Source organism: Rhodococcus sp. C-2 (assembly GCF_027854095.1).
GTDB classification, from domain to species: Bacteria; Actinomycetota; Actinomycetes; order Mycobacteriales; family Mycobacteriaceae; genus Rhodococcus_F; species Rhodococcus_F qingshengii.
Genome location: NZ_JAQGFI010000004.1, coordinates 413,770 through 430,312 on the forward strand (window position 1 = coordinate 413,770; position 16,543 = coordinate 430,312).

Below are 16,543 nucleotides of genomic sequence, written 5' to 3' on the forward strand. Positions count from 1 at the left end.
GTGAATAGCCCCACGAAAGACGCGGGGCACACACGGGGCTGAACGGTTTCGACTGCGTGTGTTGAGTTAGGGGAAGCGTGTCGGTGCAGGCAAGAGACCACCGTAAGCGTCGCTGCAAACCTATAAGCGCCGATTCCAATCAGCGCGACTACGCTCTCGCTGCCTAAGTAGCGAAGCGTGTCTGTCAGCCCGGGGTTGCCCTCGACCCGGTTCCTGGCATCAGCTAGAGGGCTTTACTGTTCGGCTCGGTCACGGAGTCGAATGGGACATCAAACAGTGACTGGGATCGTCATCCTGGCTTGTTCGCGAGACTGGGAGATCCAAGTAGAGACTTAGCGAACTGCACACGGAGAAGCCCTAGCGATTCAACGTAGGACCCGGGTTCAATTCCCGGCAGCTCCACAACAGGTCGGGCCGGAGAGCACACGCTCTCCGGCCCGGCCCTTTTGCTGCCTTGCTGCTGCCTTGCTGCCGTGTGGCCCGGGCCTTCTTGCGATCAGGAGCCGAAGAATCCCAGGTCGACCGAGCCGACGAAGCCGGGAGCTTCCTTGGCCAGCGGCTTGCCGTCCAGATCGGCAGGCAATGCAACGCCCAGGCTCTGGAGGATTGTCGGGGTGATGTCGGCGATCGTGTACGAGTCTGTGTTCTTACCGGCCGCGTATCCCGCGCCGCGTGCTATGACGAATGTCGTTGCTTCCGCGGGTGTCTGACCGCCGTGCCCACCGGCGGGCTTGTGCCCGTGATCCGCAGTGACCAGTACAGTCCACTTCTCGCCGGTCTTTGCTGCGCGCTGATCGACGGCATCGACAATCTTGCCCACCTGAGCATCGACCGAGGCGATGGACTCTTCGTACGCAGCGCCGTTGGTGCCGCCGCTATGTCCCGCGCCGTCCACCTGATCGAGTTGGGTGAAGATCAGGTCAGGTCCCTTGTCTGTGATGTCGCGGGCGACGGCGTCTGCCGTCGCAGCGTCGGTGGCCGCTCCGGAACCTGCATCGGCCGTGGTGACGACAACGTCGGCTTTCGGTGTCCCACTGGAGGCGATGTTGTCGATGCCGCCCCAGGTGGAGATCGATTCGGTGAGGAGGGAGGGCTTTGCTGTTTCCAGTCGGGTGAAGACGCTCGGGTAGAGGTCGAAGCGGGCGCCCGCGTACGTGTTGTCCTTGACTCCGTGCTTGGTATCCCAGACTCCGGTCAGGATGGTCGACCACGACGGTCCGGAGATGGTGGTGTGGCCGAGGATGGAAGATTCTCCGCTGGTTCCTTCGGCGATCAGCTTCTGGAGGCGGGGAGCGTCGGCGGTCTTGATGTGGCTGAGCATAGTGCCGTCGAGGCCGATGACAACTGTCTTCTCGGCGGCCGACGGATTGAGGTCGGACGATCCGGGAATTGCTGCAGCAGTTGCAGTTCCGGCAGCAACAGCGCCGGCGAGGAGGAGTGTGATAGCGGCTGAGGTGCGTGCGATTTTCTTGGTCACGCTAAGCATCTTGCGATAGGACTAGACCAATTGCACTACCTGGATGTGAGGGTTGTCCTGTTGTTCACGGCAGATTCAGATTGGACTAGACCAATGTTTCCTCAGGCAGCCCAACCGTCGAGGATGACGCTGACCGCGTGATCGAGGTGAAGGGGCTCGCCGTCCCATCTTGGGATGATCGCGTCGTCGGGTATGTCTCCGCGCAGTAGGCCATCAGCGAATCCCTCGGTCGGTGGTGCTGGGTCGATGACGTCACCATTGGCGTAAAGGAACTCGAACTTCTGCTCGCCGAGAGCAGTGATCGTGAACTGGCCGTCATGCAGCGCGCGGTGGCAGGTGCCGCACAGCATGATCAGATTGTCCAAGTCCGTATTTCCGCCGCGTCCCCAGAATTTCACGTGATGTGCGTGTAAGAAGCGAGTCCGCCCGCAACCCGGTGTGCGGCAACATCCGTCGCGGTAATTCAATGCCAGCATTTGTTTGGCGCTGACGACGCGGGTCCTTCGGCCCAGATTCAAAACGCATCCCTCCTTTGTCGTTCCCAGGCGAAGTTTCGCGTTGCAGAGCACTTCCTCGGCGGCACTTTGGGGGAGCGCGGGTCCACTCGGTACACGGACGGTGTTCGCTTCGTGGAAGAACACAACTTCGTTCGCGGCGGCCTTGGACGTGCGGTCTGTGACTGCGGCGGTGGCGAGCTCTGCCATCGCGACGAGTCCTGGTCCGATATTTCCGGCCGGGTTCTTTGTGGCCTTCTCGTCGACAGGGCGGATGGCAGCGGTTCGGGTGCGTTCACGTTCCGCCGCCGCCAATGCTGCGAGGATTCGGGCGCCGTCCTGCGCGGGCAGGCGTCCTTTGATGACAAACTCGCCCGTATCCGAGTCCCAATGCCAGCGGACCTGAAGATGTTCGGGCGCTTTGCTTTTGCCAGATTCATTGTCGGTTGCAATACGCAGACCTGCGGCGAGACGATCGATCTGGGCTGCGGGCGCCTCGCATCCGAACCGAACCATCTGCTGTTCGTTTGACGGCGTGGTGACCCGGGTGAGTGCGCGAACCTTCGAGTAGGACAGCCGGCCTTGCTCGAAGGCCTTCCGCATCTCGGGCAAAGGTCGGAGCGCTTTGGCGACGCGAACATATTCCCTGCCGGTGTGCAGGCTCATTCCACATTTCCACGACAGCCAGTGGGCGCACGAATGAAGTCCAGGGCCGGTCCAGCCGCGGTCTTCGTCGAATTTTGACAGGAGGGTAAGGAATCGAGCCGTGGCCGCGGCGATCTGGCCGGCGAGAGCGCAGATTTCGGAGCCGAGTTGCTCTACGTCGCTTCGGGTGGAACCCTGCGTTTCTTCATTGATCAGTGCTGCGGTATCGGTCAGTTCTGCGGTATCGGTCAGTGCTGCGTTCATCGTTGCCCCCCGGCGCGTGTCCGACAATGTTTCGAATGTACGTTCGATAGTAGATGCCAGTACCGACACACATCCGTGGATGAGGACGGAAAGCGTCCCCGCGGGGACGTCTAACCGCTGCCGATCGAGTACTCGGCGTAGGTACCGACATCCTCGAAGCCGACGTTTCGATAGAGCTGTGCGCCGTCGCTGGACGCCTGAAGTACAGCGGTTCGGGCACCTCGCTCGCGGGCGATGTCGAGTGCGGCAAGGGTGACCGCCGAGCCGAATCCGCGTCGGCGCGCCGTTTCGAGTGTGACGACCCCATACAGTCCGGCGACGTCGGCGGCAAAATGGACCTCGGCTCCGGCGACAGGCTGGGAGTTCGCGTATCCCACGACAAACGAACTCCGCGAGCGCTCATCGAGGATGTCATCGGCGGTGTCTTCGAAGAAACGTATTACTGCGGTTGAGGGCGGCGACCAATTGGCGGCCATCACGGCGGCGTAGTCGGCGAGCTGCGAACGAGTCGTCACTCGCTGAACGCACAGTTCTGAGACAGGCGTTGGGCGTGGGACGACGTCCAAGTCTGCCGTCATCGCTCTTTCTTCCTCGGAGCGCACGCAGCCGAGGGCTGACAAGCGAGCGCCGAGGTTAGAGGGCTTGTCGCGCGGACCTGTCCACCAGGAGAACGGACGACCGGTTGCTCGAAGCCACGCGAGTACGTCGAGTAGTCGTCGGTCTTCTTCCGGGCCTTCAGCAGCAGGTACAGCGAAGCGCGCACCAGCGATGATGTTGAAAGTGTCGTCGGTGAGGCCGCTGTCTGCGACGACAACATCTGCAGAGACCGTGACCGATCCCGTCGGCAAGTGTTCATGCAGGTGGCAGGCATGGGATACCAAGTTGGCGTCCATGGCGTCGAGGACATCGCCGACGAGTGCTTCACGATTCACAAAAGAAATTCTACGAACCCCATCCAAATGGTTTTCGGCTCCGAATGCCGTGTATGACGCCCAACCGACGGCAACAGCAGGACGGTGACCAGCACCTGGTGGTGCTAGTGCTGCCTGGAGGAAAGGTATCGAGCCATCGCCCGGCTCGCGCCTGGCATCTGTCCAACCTTCGGATGTGCCCGTTCACCGCTCAGCTTCGCCTCTCCGGTGTCAAAGCGGTGCAGGCTCGCTATCGAGTTCGAGGTTGGAACGGTGCCGAGCGCAGTCCGGTCGTGGACGCCCGCGCCGCACTCGACGCGATAACGAAACGTAATTCACAAGCTCAGGTGATCCTGCTGGGGCACTCGATGGGCGGACGGGTCGCCGCCGAACTATGTGGCGATCCGGCGGTGGTCGGTGTGGTCGCGCTGGCGCCGTGGTGGCCCGATGGAACGTCGGTGAATCTGCGTTCGGACACACCACTGTCAGTCCTTCACGGCACGGCTGACTCCTGGACCGATCCGGAGGTGTCGCGGCGAAAGGTCGACGAACTGCAGGCGTCGGGTAAGAGCGCTGAATGGATCGGCATCGACGGCGCAGGCCACTTCATGCTCCGTCGGGCGGCGACTTGGCATCGCCTCGTCGCGGATGCAATCGCAGGAATGAGTCGCGGGGTAGCCGCAACAAAGATGGGAGAACGACGATGAGTTCCGACAAGCGCAAGGTGGCCGTCGTCGGTAGTGGTGTCGCAGGTCTGACAGCGGCGTGGGTGCTCAGTAAGGACAGTGACGTCACCCTCTACGAAGCGGATTCACGGCTCGGCGGGCACGCGGACACCCATTCGGTCACCGACCCGGAAGGGCGAAGCCTCGCCATCGACACGGGGTTCATCGTCCACAACGATCGCACCTATCCGACATTGTTGCGATTGTTCGCAGAACTCGATGTGCCTACGCAGGAATCCGATATGAGCATGTCGGTCAGGTGTGGGGGGTGCGGGCTCGAGTACTCGGGAGGCCAAGGGTTGCGCGGCGTTCTCCCGACGCCGGGGCTGCTGGTGAACGGCAGTTTTCTGTCGATGTTGATGGAGGTCAAGCGCTTCCATCGCCGTGCCCGCGCATTGCTCGACAACACGGATCCGTCGGCACCTGACCAGACGCTGGGAGTGTTTCTGCGCAGCGGCCGGTTCTCCGACTACTTCACCGCTCATTTCATGACTCCGCTCGTGTCGGCAGTCTGGTCGTGTGATCCCGGCTCGGCCCTGAAATATCCCGCGCGGTACCTGTTCTCGTTCCTCGATCACCACGGAATGCTGAGCGTCACTGGATCGCCCACCTGGCGAACAGTCACCGGTGGATCGGGCGAATACGTTCGTCTCGTCGCCAAAAGCATCGGGGATATCCGCCTGAACACGCCGGTTCGCGCCGTCCACCGGTTCGACGATCGCGTCGACATTCGTGACGGCGACGACCAGATCCAGACCTTCGACGCAGCCGTGGTCGCAACGCATCCGCAGCAAGCACTGAAGATTTTGGCGGATCCGACGCCTGCCGAATCCCAGGTCCTCGGCGCAATGCCGTACTCCGTCAACCACACCCAACTTCACACCGACGAAAATGTGCTGCCCGGCAACACCAATGCGCGCGCGTCGTGGAACTACTACATCCCTGAATGCAACGCGAAGCCGGATCACGTTCTGGTCAGCTACGACATGACGAGGTTGCAGCGGCTCCCGGAGACCGGCCGGCGCTACCTGGTGACCTTGGGGGGAGGCGAAATGGTGTCCCCGGACTCGGTGATCGATCAGATGACCTACGAGCATCCGCAGTACACACCCACCTCCGTCGCCGCTCAAGCGCGGCTTCCCGAGCTGGACTCGGACGTACTCGCGTTTGCCGGCGCGTACCACGGATGGGGCTTCCACGAGGACGGTGCACTGTCTGGCCTGCGTGCCGCCGAACGCGTCGGAGGTCGGTGGCCGTGACTACTCCCATCACGCCGTCCATCGTTCATACGAGCATTCGGCACGTACGAACGGAGCCGTTGCACAACGAGTTCGAGTACCGAAGCTACAGTTGGCTCGTCGACGTCGACGATTTGCCCGAGCTTCCGAAGGCTTTGCGGCCCTTGGCGAAGTTCGACGCCGGGGATCACCTCGGCGACCCCACTCGATCGATTCGTGCCAACGTCGAGACTTTTCTGGCAACCAACGGATTGGAGTTCGCCGGCGGTCGCATCCTCATGCTTGCGAACGCGCGTGTGTTCGGCCATGTGTTCAACCCGCTGAGTGTGTTCTGGTGTCTGAACGACGACGGCAGTCAGCGGTGCGTCGTTGCCGAGGTTCACAACACCTACGGCGAGCGGCACTGCTACCTGCTCGAAACCGACGAACGTGGCGCGGTTCGCACGTCCAAAGAGTTCTACGTATCTCCGTTCAACGATCTGGACGGCGAGTACCGGATGCGACTTCCGCTACCCGACACCGCGCTCGCGCTCTCGATAGTTCTGGCCCGTGACGGCAAGGCGCCCTTCGTGGCCACGGTGTCCGGTCGTTGTGTGCCGGCGACGACGCGCGAGATCGTGCGCAGTGCGCTCGCCATCCCGCTGGCTCCGCTCCGAGTCGCCGCGCAGATCAGATTTCAAGGAATCCGGCTGTGGGCCAGGCGCTTACCCATCGTTCCCCGACCGCAACATCACCCGCAGGAGGCAGTGCAATGACCACAACCACTCTCGGCACCGAACCTTCCGCTCACACGATCGAAACCGAGCGGTGGCCGGGCGTCGCCACCGTGCCGAGCGGGCTCAAAGTGCGGGTTGCATCACCGGTTGCCCGCGCCCTGTTCCACAAGGCGGTCGCACGTTTGCCGCTGCGTGTCCAGATGCCCAACGGTGAGTTCTCCGGTGGCGGTAGCCCCGATTCGCCGTTGATGGTCATTCACCGCCCAGACGACTTCGCTGCTCGTGTGGGGGACAGTGGTTTGATCGGATTCGGCGAGTCTTACATGGCGGGCGATTGGGAAGCATCCGACCTCACTGCGGTCCTGGAAGTCTTCGCCTCCCGCGTGGCGACGCTCATTCCCGACTTCCTGCAGCGGCTACGAGGCCTCTACATTCCGAAGCAGCCTCGCAGTGAACGGAATTCGACGCAGAACACGCGCTCGAACATCTCCCGGCACTACGACCTCTCGAACGAGATGTTCGAACTGTTCCTCGACGACACCATGACGTATTCCAGTGCACTCTTCGAGGATCTGTCGGTAGGGGCGACCCCATCGTGGGACGTGCTCGCAGCGGCGCAGCATCGGAAGATCGATCGACTGCTGGATGGCGCAGGTGTCGGACCCGGTTCGCGAGTGCTCGAAATCGGCACAGGCTGGGGAGAATTGGCGATCCGAGCTGCCCAACGGGGAGCGACGGTGCGCTCGGTGACACTTTCGGTCGAACAGCAGGAATTGGCAGCGAAGCGGATAAGCGCTGCGGGACTGGCAGATCGCGTTCAGGTCGACCTTCTCGACTATCGGCAGGTACAGGGGGAGTACGACGCCGTTGTGTCGGTCGAGATGATCGAGGCCGTCGGCCACCAGTACTGGGGAAGCTACTTCCAGACGATCGACGCCCTGCTGGCGCCGGGTGGGCGCGCGGCGATCCAAGCCATCACGATGCCGCACGATCGAATGCTCGCGACCCGCAACACCTACACCTGGGTGCACAAGTACATCTTCCCCGGCGGATTTCTCCCGTCGGTGCGGGCGATCGAGGACGTCACCGAGCGCATGACAACCCTGCGGGTGCGTGAGCGGATGTCGATGGGCGATCACTACGCGCAGACGTTGCGACTGTGGGACGAGCGATTCAGCGCTCGCACCGACGAGGCGTCCGCGCTCGGGTTCGACGCAGTGTTCGCGCGCATGTGGCATTTCTATCTCTGCTACTCCGAGGCGGGGTTTCGGTCGGGGTATCTCGACGTCCAGCAAATTGTTCTCGATCGGAGGAACCAGCGATGACTGCCACAATGGATCGAACGACACAAGGTACCGGCGTTGCGGGTCGTCTCTCGGACATCCTCAGTCCACTTGTCGGCGGCGAACTTCCGGTGCGGTTGACTGCATGGGACGGCAGCACGGCAGGTCCGGAAGATGCTCCGAAAGTGACGCTCTACAGCCCGAATGTTTTGCGACGCTTGCTCTGGAATCCCGGCGAGTTGGGGGCTGCGCAGGCATATGTTCTCGGTGAACTCGACGTCGAGGGCGATCTAGGCGATGCACTCACACACGTGTGGAAGGTGTCTGCCGAGCGGGGGCTCGGGTCGATTACCCCGACACCCTCGCTTGTCCTGGCCGTGGTCAAGGCTGCGCGATCCTTCGGTGCTTTCGGGAGACCTTTGGCTCCGCCGGCGTCGCAGGCTCAGGTGAAGGGGCGCCTGCACAGCCTCGCCCGCGACCGCGAGGCGATCGGGCACCACTACGATTTGTCGAACGATTTCTACCAATTGATCCTCGATGAGAACATGGCGTACTCCTCGGGCTATTGGACTTCCGATGCACCGGACTACACGCTCGAAGACTCACAGACAGACAAGCTGGACCTGGTGTGCCGCAAGGTCGGTCTCGATCGAGCGCGAGGCTTGCGGTTTCTCGATGTCGGCTGTGGTTGGGGCTCGCTCAGCCTGCATGCAGCGCGGGAGTACGGTGCCAGGGTTGTCGGAATCACGATCTCGGCGGAGCAGAAGGCTTTTGTCGACGCGAAGGTCCGCGCGCTCGGTTTGGAAGACTGGGTCGAGATTCGCCTCCAAGATTATCGAGAGATTCCAGACGGTCCCTTCGATGCGGTCGCTTCCATCGAGATGGGTGAGCATGTCGGTGAGGACAACTATCCGACCTACGTGAAAGCGCTCCACGACAATGTTATTGCCGGTGGCCGTGTGCTGATTCAGCAGATGTCCCGCACTGGCCCGCACCCCGGGGGAGGTCCGTTCATCGAGTCGTTCATCGCGCCGGACATGTACATGCGGCCCGTCGGTCGCACTGTTGCGATGATCGAGGAAGGTGGACTCGAAGTGCGGGACGTCCACGCCCTGCGTGAGCACTACGTGCGGACCGTCGACGCGTGGATCGAGACCTTCGAATCGAACTGGAATCGCGTCGTGGAACTCGTAGGTGTCGAAGTCGCTCGGGTGTGGCGTCTCTACCTCGTCGGCGGAGGAATGGCATTTCGGGACGGCAGGATGGGCGTCGATCAGATTCTGTCGGTCCGGCCGCACGGTGATGGTCGATCGGGTATGGAACCGGTACGGCCGCAGTGGGTGTCGCGGCGATGAACGGATTCGACTGGGGCGCGTTCGGAGTGGTCACACTCACGAGTCTGCTGGCGATCGCCGTCGGAATGGCGGTGACAGCCACGATCGGTGTACGGATCGGGCGCCACAACGTTGTCGACGTGTCGTGGGGCGCCGGCTTCGTTCTGATCGCGCTCGTGTCCGCGATAGTGGGAACCGGCGACCTCTGGCGCCGGTTGCTGATGCTTGCGCTCGTGGCGATCTGGGGTCTGCGGTTGGCGACGCACATGGCGATTCGATCGCGTGGCAAAGGTGAAGACCCGCGGTACGAAGAAATGCTCGGACGAGCGACGGGTAATCGAACGCTGTATGCGATCCGCAAGATCTATCTCACGCAGGGGATTTCGTTGTGGTTCGTCTCCCTGCCGATCCAGGTCGCAGCAGTGTCGAACGGCAGCTTCGGACTTCTTGTCGTACTCGGAATCGCGCTGTGGATTGTCGGCGTCACGTTCGAGACGGTCGGCGACCGACAGATGGAGGAGTTCAAATCCGATCCGGGCAGCCGTGGCCACATCATGGATCAAGGTTTGTGGGCATGGACGCGGCATCCCAACTATTTCGGCGACGCGTGTGTCTGGTGGGGGATCTTCCTCGTCTCGGCGTCCGTGTGGCCGGGGGTGTTGACCGTCCTCTCACCGATCGCCATGACGTACTTCCTGGTCTTCGCCACCGGAGCGCGGTTGCTCGAGCGACACATGGAACAGCGTCCGGGCTATCGCGAGTATCAGCAGCGGACAAGTTACTTCATTCCTCGCCCGCCGAAAGCCCGCTCCGGGACGTAGGCTCTTTCGGGTGAGGCCAGAGCATGGGTGATCTGAAACTGCCGGCTGCGGTGTGCGCGGTTGCCGTCGGCGGAGGGTTGGGCGCGCTCAGCCGCTACGGTCTGGGGGAGCTCTTTCCCCACATCTGGACGACGCTGGTCATCAACGTCGTCGGCTCGTTCGTTCTCGGTGTTCTCGCGGCCCTGCTCGTGCACAACAAGGTTGGGTACCTCTTTCTCGGCACGGGCTTCTGCGGCGGCTTCACCACCTTCTCGTCCTTCGCGGTTCACGCCGTGACGGAGAGTCCGTGGCGATCGATTCTCTATGTTCTCGGGACGCTGATTCCCGCGATCCTCGCTGCAGCACTGGGCAAAGGGCTCGGTGAACGCTGGATCCGCACGCGGGACGGAGCGTCGGCATGACAGTTCTCCTGGTGGCACTCGGCGGCGGCGCTGGTGCGAGTGGCCGGTACCTGTTGGCGCGGTATGTGCCCGCGTACAAGGGATTTCCGGCTGCGACGTTCGCCGCGAACGTGATCGGCTGCTTCCTCCTTGGATTGTTCACCGGGGCAGCTCTTTCCACCGAGATGGCCGCACTTCTGGCGACCGGCTTCTGCGGCGGCTTGTCCACATATTCGACCTTTGCGACCGAGAACGTCGGGATGATCGAGAGGCGCCAGACGGCGCTTTCTCTGATCTACATCGTCCTCAGTCTGATCGTGGGACTGTCCGCTGCGTGGTTGGGAATCCAGATCACGGATTGACGGATCCGGCGCCGAGCGTGCACGCCACGCGGCCAGGGTAGACAATTGTCCACAGTCGCGTCGACACAGTGGTCGACCACCGGGCCGAGGGGGATTCGTGGCGCACGAACGAGCAGGACAAGTGGCTCTGCCAGAGGATCTGATCAATGTTCCTCATCTGGTCACCGCCTATTACACGCGCACTCCGGATCCCGAGAACCCGATGCAGCAGGTACTTTTCGGCACTTCAGGACATCGCGGTTCCAGTCTCGACTCGGCGTTCAACGAAGCTCATATCCTGGCGACAACCCAGGCGATCGTCGAGTACCGCGCTTCGCAGGGAATCGACGGCCCGCTGTTCATCGGCCGGGACACACATGCGCTCTCGGAGCCTGCCTGGCTGTCGGCCTTGGAGGTCCTCGTCGCCAACGACGTCGTCGTCCTCGTCGATTCACGCGATGCCTACACGCCCACCCCGGCTGTCAGTCACGCGATCTTGCGATACAACTCGACGGGTCCGGAGGCCAAAGCCGACGGCATCGTCGTGACACCGTCACACAATCCGCCTCGTGACGGTGGCTTCAAATACAACCCGCCGCACGGCGGGCCCGCGGACACGGATGCGACGTCGGTTATCGCCGATCGAGCGAACGAGCTACTGCGCAAGGGGCTTTCCGGGGTACGGCGTGTGACGGCGGCACAAGCGCTGGACCGCGTCGAACGCTACGACTTCCTCCGCTACTACGTCGAAGACCTCCCCAGTGTCCTCAACCTCGACGCGATCCGCGATGCCGGAATCACGATCGGTGCAGACCCCCTCGGCGGGGCAAGCGTCGACTACTGGGGCGCGATTGCCGAAACTCACCGACTCGACCTCGAAGTGGTGAATCCTCTCGTCGATCCGACCTGGCGGTTCATGACGCTCGATACGGACGGCAAGATCCGCATGGACTGCTCGTCGCCCGACGCGATGGCGTCGCTGATCGGGATTCGGGATCGCTACGACATCGCGACCGGAAACGATGCGGACTCCGACCGCCACGGCATCGTCACTCCCGACGGCGGTTTGATGAACCCGAATCACTATCTCGCCGTTGCCATCGAGTACCTGTTCGCGAACCGGCCAGGTTGGGGCGCAGATACCAAGGTCGGCAAGACACTCGTGAGTTCCTCGATGATCGACCGTGTCGTGAGCAGCCTGGGCCGCGAATTGCTCGAGGTTCCGGTCGGGTTCAAGTGGTTCGTTCCAGGATTGCTCGACGGGTCCGTGGGATTCGGCGGCGAGGAAAGCGCCGGCGCGTCCTTCCTCCGACACGACGGTTCCGTCTGGACGACGGACAAGGACGGCATCATCCTTGCGTTGCTCGCGTCGGAAATCACCGCGGTGACGGGAAAGTCTCCGTCAGCGCACTACGCCGCGTTGGCCGAGAAGTTCGGGAGCCCGGCGTACGCACGTATCGATGCGCCCGCGACGCGCGCACAGAAGGCAGTCTTGGCAAAACTGTCTCCCGACCAGGTGAGTGCGACCGAGTTGGCGGGTGAACCGATCACCGCGACACTGACTGCCGCGCCCGGAAACGGCGCGGCGATCGGTGGTCTCAAGGTGACGACGGAGAACGCGTGGTTTGCAGCGAGGCCGTCCGGCACGGAGGACGTGTACAAGATCTATGCCGAGTCGATGAAGGGCGCCGATCATCTGGCTCAGGTTCAGGCAGCGGCCAAGGACTTGGTGTCCAGCGTCTTGAAGGCGAACTAGCCCGCGGACCGCTCATGTCGCCCGGCTAGAATTCCGGGCGACATGAAAACTCGTGCAGCCAAGCTGCCACAGGAAATTTGGGTACTGGTCGCCGCCAGCTTCGTCATCGCCCTCGGATTCGGGTTGGTCGCCCCGGCACTACCTCAGTTCGCGCGCAGCTTCGACGTATCGGTCACCGCCGCCACGATCGTGATCTCGTCTTTCGCTTTCATGCGGTTGGTGTTCGCGCCGATGAGCGGCACTTTGGTACAGAAACTCGGTGAGCGGCCGGTCTACATCGTCGGCCTTCTCATCGTCGCGGTCTCGACCGGTGCGTGCGCTTTCGCGGGGGAGTACTGGCAACTTCTGCTGTTCCGGTCGTTGGGCGGCATCGGGTCGACCATGTTCACGGTGTCGGCTCTCGGGCTGATCATTCGCATGTCACCGCCGGACAGTCGCGGCCGCGTGTCGGGTCTGTACGCGACGAGCTTTCTCATGGGATCGATCGGCGGCCCGCTGGTCGGCGGTGCGCTGTTGCAGTTCGGTCTGCGGATGCCGTTCATCATCTACGCAATTGCGTTGGTGATCGCCGCGCTCGTTGTCTTCGTGAGCCTGCGTGGATCTCATTTGGCGTCACCGGACAAGGCTGTCGATGTGAAGTCGATGACTCTCACAGAAGGCCTCCAGTCTCCGGTGTACCGGGCAGCGCTCGGATCGAATCTCGCCTTCGGCGGCGTGATCTTCGGAGTTCGCGTTGCCATGGTTCCCCTGTTCGTCGTCGAGTTCCTCGGCCGAGACCCCTCGATTGCGGCCTACGCCCTGACGATCTTCGCCGTCGGCAATGCGTTGGTGTTGATCGTCTCCGGACGACTCTCCGACCGCTTCGGACGCAAGCCCTTTGTCGTGAGCGGTCTGCTCATCTGTGGTCTGGGAACCATCGCAATGGGATTCACCGACAACCTCGTGGTGTTCTTCGCCATCGCCGCAGTGACTGGTGTCGGCTCCGGGCTCATGAGTCCGGCCCAGCAGGCCGCGGTTGCCGATGTTGTCGGATCGACGGCCCGAGGCGGACCCGTTCTGGCGGTATTCCAGATGATGTCCGACATCGGTGGGGTAGTGGCGCCGATTTGTGCCGGGCTGATCGCCCAACATGTTTCGTACTCGGCGGCCTTCGCAGTGATGGGAGCCGTCGTTGTCGTGTCGGCGACGGGGTGGCTGTTCGTCCCGTCGCGAACGAAGCCTGTCGAATCCGTTGTAGAAGATCTGACTGATGTGACGGTGCTAACGGATACTCCTGCGCGGACAAACCTGGACTGACCGGGCATTCTGTACTCTCGATCGGGTGGCAATTCGCATCGTGAGTCTTGTGGCCCGATTGGGTTTGGCGGCCGTCTGGCTGATTTCCGGGGGACTCAAGTTCTTTGATCCCGTTCAGACGAAGATCGCGGTGCGCGCCTATCAACTATTGCCCGAGTCACTGGTGGGTCCGGTGGCGACGGCTCTTCCCCTGGTCGAAATAGTCCTGGGCCTGCTGATCCTCGTCGGGTTGGCGGTGCGAGCATCCGCTGCAGTCTCGGTGGTCATCCTCACGGTTCTCATTGCGGTGATCATTTCGGTGTGGGCCAGGGGATTGTCCATCGACTGCGGATGTTTCGGCGGCGGAGGTGCAGCCGACGTCGGCGCTTGGGACTATTCGAAGGAGATTCTCCGCGACCTGGGCTTCTTGGCACTTGCCGTCTGGCTGCTCGTGTTCCCGCGTTCGCCACTCGCATTAGGGCCCGGATCACGCGCGGCGTTCTCAGTGGATACTCAGTCTTCAGTGGCAAGGTAAGCAATCGGTAAATCGTTTCGACGCACGAAGGACTGCATCAGCGTGAGCACCAAGAGCAGCAAGAACAAATACTCGCCGGAACCGGTCTCGAGCCGCTCCACCTACATCATCGGTGGCCTCGCGGTGCTCGTGATCGCGGCCCTCGTCATCGGCGGTGTCTTGTGGACGAACAGCAAGAACAAGCCCCAGAACGACGGTTACGGCTCCGTGCAGAGTTCCGAAGTTGCTGTCACGGTGCAGGACAACGGAGTGGTGCTGCTCGGCAAGCCCTCCGCCGCGACAACCATTGATCTCTTCGAGGATCCGCTGTGCCCCGCCTGTGCCGCTCTCGAACACCTCAGTGGCCAGGCTCTCGCGGCCGCTGTCGACAACGGTGACGTCGCCGTGCGATACCACATGCTGAACTTCCTCAACCGGGCGTCGGGCAGCGGTGACTACTCCACACGGGCCGGCGCTGCGCTCCTGTGCGTTGCTCAGGGCGGCGACGCGATCGCGTACTCCGCATTCCACAACAAGCTTTTCGCGACCGACACGCAGCCGGCCGAGGGCGGCAGCAGCGACCACACCAACGACGACCTCGCCCAGATCGCTCGTGATGCGGGCGCATCCGAGGACGTGGCAACCTGCATCTCTTCCGGTACCAACGTCGAAGCCGCCGCGGCCAATGCCGCAGCCGCCAGCCAGGCGCTCAAGGATGTCGGGTCGAACGGGACGCCCACGGTTGTGGCGAACGGCAAGATCGTTGACACAGGCAGCAGCGACTGGGTTTCCAAGCTCTCCTCTTGAGCTGGAGCGGCCGCTTCGACAAGGAGCGGCCGCTTCGCTCTGACCAGGCGATTTGTTGCCCAGGAGTCAAGTGGTGTAACTTTCTTCCAGCAAGCGGAAAGCAGAACAGCCGCTGCGAGTTCGACTGTTAGAGCGAACTGAATACGGGGCTATGGCGCAGCTGGTAGCGCACCACACTGGCAGTGTGGGGGTCAGGGGTTCGAGTCCCCTTAGCTCCACCCAAGACAAATGCTCTGCACCAATCGGTGCAGAGCATTTGTTGTTTTCGAGCCAGTGTTGTGTTGTCGACCCTGTGTTTTTCGAGTCTCAATTGCATGCAGCACAGTTCTGCCTAGATGTGTCGACCGCCATGACGCCAGGGCGTCAATGTTTAATAACGTCCGCGATGAGGCCTGATCATCCCGTGCATTCTCAGCATGGGGACCGTTGGCGGAACGGAGAACCACGAGTGCACACGTGGTGATAATCGGGGCAGGATATGCGGGCGTCATGGCAGCGAAGCGACTGCTGAGAACTCGGTCGGACATCACGGTGACCGTCGTGAATCCGCGCCCACACTTCGTGCAAAGAATCAGGCTCCATCAGATGATCGCGGCTGGCTACGACGCGACGGTCTCGTTCGACAGGGCGCTACCGCGTGCGGCACACCGAGTCTTCGGAGAGGTGACGACGATCGAGGCGGGGCTCGGCAGGCTTACCCTCGACGACGGCAGTGTGCTCGACTACGACTATCTGGTCTACGCAGTCGGAAGTGGGCAGTTACCCAGCACTATCGGCGGGGCGGCGGAGCACGGGTTCAGCGTCTCCGAATTCGAGGACGCGGTTCGCCTCGAATCCAGAATGGCGACACTCGACGGGAAGGCTACGGTCTGCGTTGTCGGCGGCGGTCTCACCGGAATCGAGACTGCCGCAGAATTGGCTGAGCAGCGAAGCAGCCGAATCACTTTGGTGACCGGAGGAATCGTGGCCCCGGATCTGTCAGAGCGTGCGCGATCTGCAATTCTCAGAACATTGACCGATCTTGGGGTCGACATCGTCACCGAATCCCGGGTTACACGGATTGACGGTTCGTCCTGCGAGCTTGCGGGAGGCGCACGGGTGGAGGCAGATTGCACGATTCTCGCGACAGAATTCGGGGTCCCCGAGCTGGCGCGCCGAAGTGGCCTTCCCGTCGACGGTCTCGGTCGTCTGAAGGTCGACGACCGACTCGAATGCTCGTCCCACCCCAACATCGTCGGTGCGGGTGATGCGGTCGCAGTCGGTGATCTTTTACTGAGGATGAGTTGTCAGGCCGCGATTCCCTTGGGAGTCCATGCGGCCGAGACGATCCTGCATCGACTCGAAGGTTCCGCGCCGCGCCCGGTGGCTCCGAAGTTCGCAGGCCGGTGCATCAGTCTCGGGAGGCGGCGAGGTGTGTTCCAGCGGACCACTCGTGTCGACGACGCAACGGGCATGTTCGTCGCAGGCAGGGCGGGTGCGTTCGTCAAGGAACGAGTGTGTTCGTCGACGACCGACTGGGCCCTCACTCCGCGCCGCTCTTTCTTCTACAGCTGGACATGAGG

Annotated in this window: 16 protein-coding genes, 1 tRNA gene and 1 other RNA gene; 15 read left to right on the plus strand and 3 right to left on the minus strand. The window is 62.3% G+C overall.

Annotation, left to right across the window (positions count from 1 at the left end; translation table 11 throughout):
* The first annotated feature begins 34 nt into the window (after positions 1-34).
* Positions 35-405, plus strand: a transfer-messenger RNA (tmRNA) gene (gene ssrA / locus PCS43_RS11075).
* Positions 406-496: 91 nt separating this feature from the next.
* On the opposite strand, the gene PCS43_RS11080 is transcribed toward ssrA, so the two are convergent.
* The 3 genes from PCS43_RS11080 to PCS43_RS11090 form a co-directional block, all read right to left on the minus strand.
* Positions 497-1,477, minus strand: coding sequence for an alkaline phosphatase family protein (locus tag PCS43_RS11080; protein WP_007731293.1), 981 nt, complete (start codon positions 1,475-1,477; stop codon positions 497-499).
* 101 nt (positions 1,478-1,578) lie between these two features.
* Complete coding sequence (locus tag PCS43_RS11085; protein ID WP_270923030.1) at positions 1,579-2,880, minus strand: HNH endonuclease signature motif containing protein; 1,302 nt, start codon at positions 2,878-2,880, stop codon at positions 1,579-1,581.
* A 110-nt stretch (positions 2,881-2,990) separates the two neighbouring features.
* Complete coding sequence (locus PCS43_RS11090) at positions 2,991-3,812, minus strand: GNAT family N-acetyltransferase (RefSeq protein WP_083471182.1); 822 nt, start codon at positions 3,810-3,812, stop codon at positions 2,991-2,993.
* A 53-nt stretch (positions 3,813-3,865) separates the two neighbouring features.
* Here PCS43_RS11090 and PCS43_RS11095 point away from each other — a divergent pair, with 53 nt between their 5' ends.
* From PCS43_RS11095 to PCS43_RS11160, 14 genes are all read left to right on the plus strand, one after another.
* Complete coding sequence (locus tag PCS43_RS11095; RefSeq protein ID WP_054187610.1) at positions 3,866-4,498, plus strand: dienelactone hydrolase family protein; 633 nt, start codon at positions 3,866-3,868, stop codon at positions 4,496-4,498.
* Positions 4,495-5,775 (plus strand): NAD(P)/FAD-dependent oxidoreductase, encoded by a 1,281-nt coding sequence (locus PCS43_RS11100; RefSeq protein WP_007731296.1) that lies wholly within the window; start codon positions 4,495-4,497, stop codon positions 5,773-5,775. Before PCS43_RS11095 ends, PCS43_RS11100 begins: the two co-directional genes overlap by 4 nt.
* Positions 5,766-6,509 carry a DUF1365 domain-containing protein gene (locus PCS43_RS11105; RefSeq protein ID WP_054826108.1) on the plus strand — a complete coding sequence of 248 codons (744 nt, stop codon included), beginning with the start codon at positions 5,766-5,768 and terminating at the stop codon, positions 6,507-6,509. Before PCS43_RS11100 ends, PCS43_RS11105 begins: the two co-directional genes overlap by 10 nt.
* The gene (locus PCS43_RS11110) at positions 6,506-7,795 is read left to right on the plus strand and encodes an SAM-dependent methyltransferase (RefSeq protein ID WP_003942339.1); all 1,290 of its coding nucleotides are present in this window, start codon (positions 6,506-6,508) and stop codon (positions 7,793-7,795) included. The genes PCS43_RS11105 and PCS43_RS11110 overlap by 4 nt, the downstream gene beginning before the upstream one ends.
* Positions 7,792-9,108, plus strand: coding sequence for an SAM-dependent methyltransferase (locus PCS43_RS11115; RefSeq protein WP_209908299.1), 1,317 nt, complete (start codon positions 7,792-7,794; stop codon positions 9,106-9,108). Before PCS43_RS11110 ends, PCS43_RS11115 begins: the two co-directional genes overlap by 4 nt.
* Entirely contained in the window at positions 9,105-9,908 is an 804-nt protein-coding gene (locus PCS43_RS11120) for a DUF1295 domain-containing protein (RefSeq protein ID WP_037130102.1), read from the plus strand. The genes PCS43_RS11115 and PCS43_RS11120 overlap by 4 nt, the downstream gene beginning before the upstream one ends.
* A 23-nt stretch (positions 9,909-9,931) precedes the next feature.
* Positions 9,932-10,309 carry a fluoride efflux transporter FluC gene (locus tag PCS43_RS11125; RefSeq protein WP_054781426.1) on the plus strand — a complete coding sequence of 126 codons (378 nt, stop codon included), beginning with the start codon at positions 9,932-9,934 and terminating at the stop codon, positions 10,307-10,309.
* Positions 10,306-10,650 (plus strand): fluoride efflux transporter CrcB, encoded by a 345-nt coding sequence (crcB, locus tag PCS43_RS11130; RefSeq protein WP_003942344.1) that lies wholly within the window; start codon positions 10,306-10,308, stop codon positions 10,648-10,650. Before PCS43_RS11125 ends, crcB begins: the two co-directional genes overlap by 4 nt.
* A gap of 97 nt (positions 10,651-10,747) precedes the next feature.
* Positions 10,748-12,385, plus strand: a complete 1,638-nt coding sequence (gene pgm, locus PCS43_RS11135) for a phosphoglucomutase (alpha-D-glucose-1,6-bisphosphate-dependent) (RefSeq protein WP_042924497.1) — start codon at positions 10,748-10,750, stop codon at positions 12,383-12,385.
* A 42-nt stretch (positions 12,386-12,427) separates the two neighbouring features.
* The gene (locus tag PCS43_RS11140; protein WP_030534968.1) at positions 12,428-13,681 is read left to right on the plus strand and encodes an MFS transporter; all 1,254 of its coding nucleotides are present in this window, start codon (positions 12,428-12,430) and stop codon (positions 13,679-13,681) included.
* Positions 13,682-13,706: 25 nt separating this feature from the next.
* The gene (locus tag PCS43_RS11145; protein ID WP_003942318.1) at positions 13,707-14,195 is read left to right on the plus strand and encodes a MauE/DoxX family redox-associated membrane protein; all 489 of its coding nucleotides are present in this window, start codon (positions 13,707-13,709) and stop codon (positions 14,193-14,195) included.
* Positions 14,196-14,237: 42 nt separating this feature from the next.
* On the plus strand, positions 14,238-14,981 hold the full coding sequence (locus PCS43_RS11150) for a DsbA family protein (RefSeq protein WP_007731305.1): 744 nt from the start codon (positions 14,238-14,240) through the stop codon (positions 14,979-14,981).
* A 145-nt stretch (positions 14,982-15,126) separates the two neighbouring features.
* Positions 15,127-15,199, plus strand: a tRNA-Ala gene (locus PCS43_RS11155).
* 241 nt (positions 15,200-15,440) lie between these two features.
* Positions 15,441-16,541, plus strand: a complete 1,101-nt coding sequence (locus PCS43_RS11160; protein WP_270923031.1) for an NAD(P)/FAD-dependent oxidoreductase — start codon at positions 15,441-15,443, stop codon at positions 16,539-16,541.
* Positions 16,542-16,543: the final 2 nt, after the last annotated feature.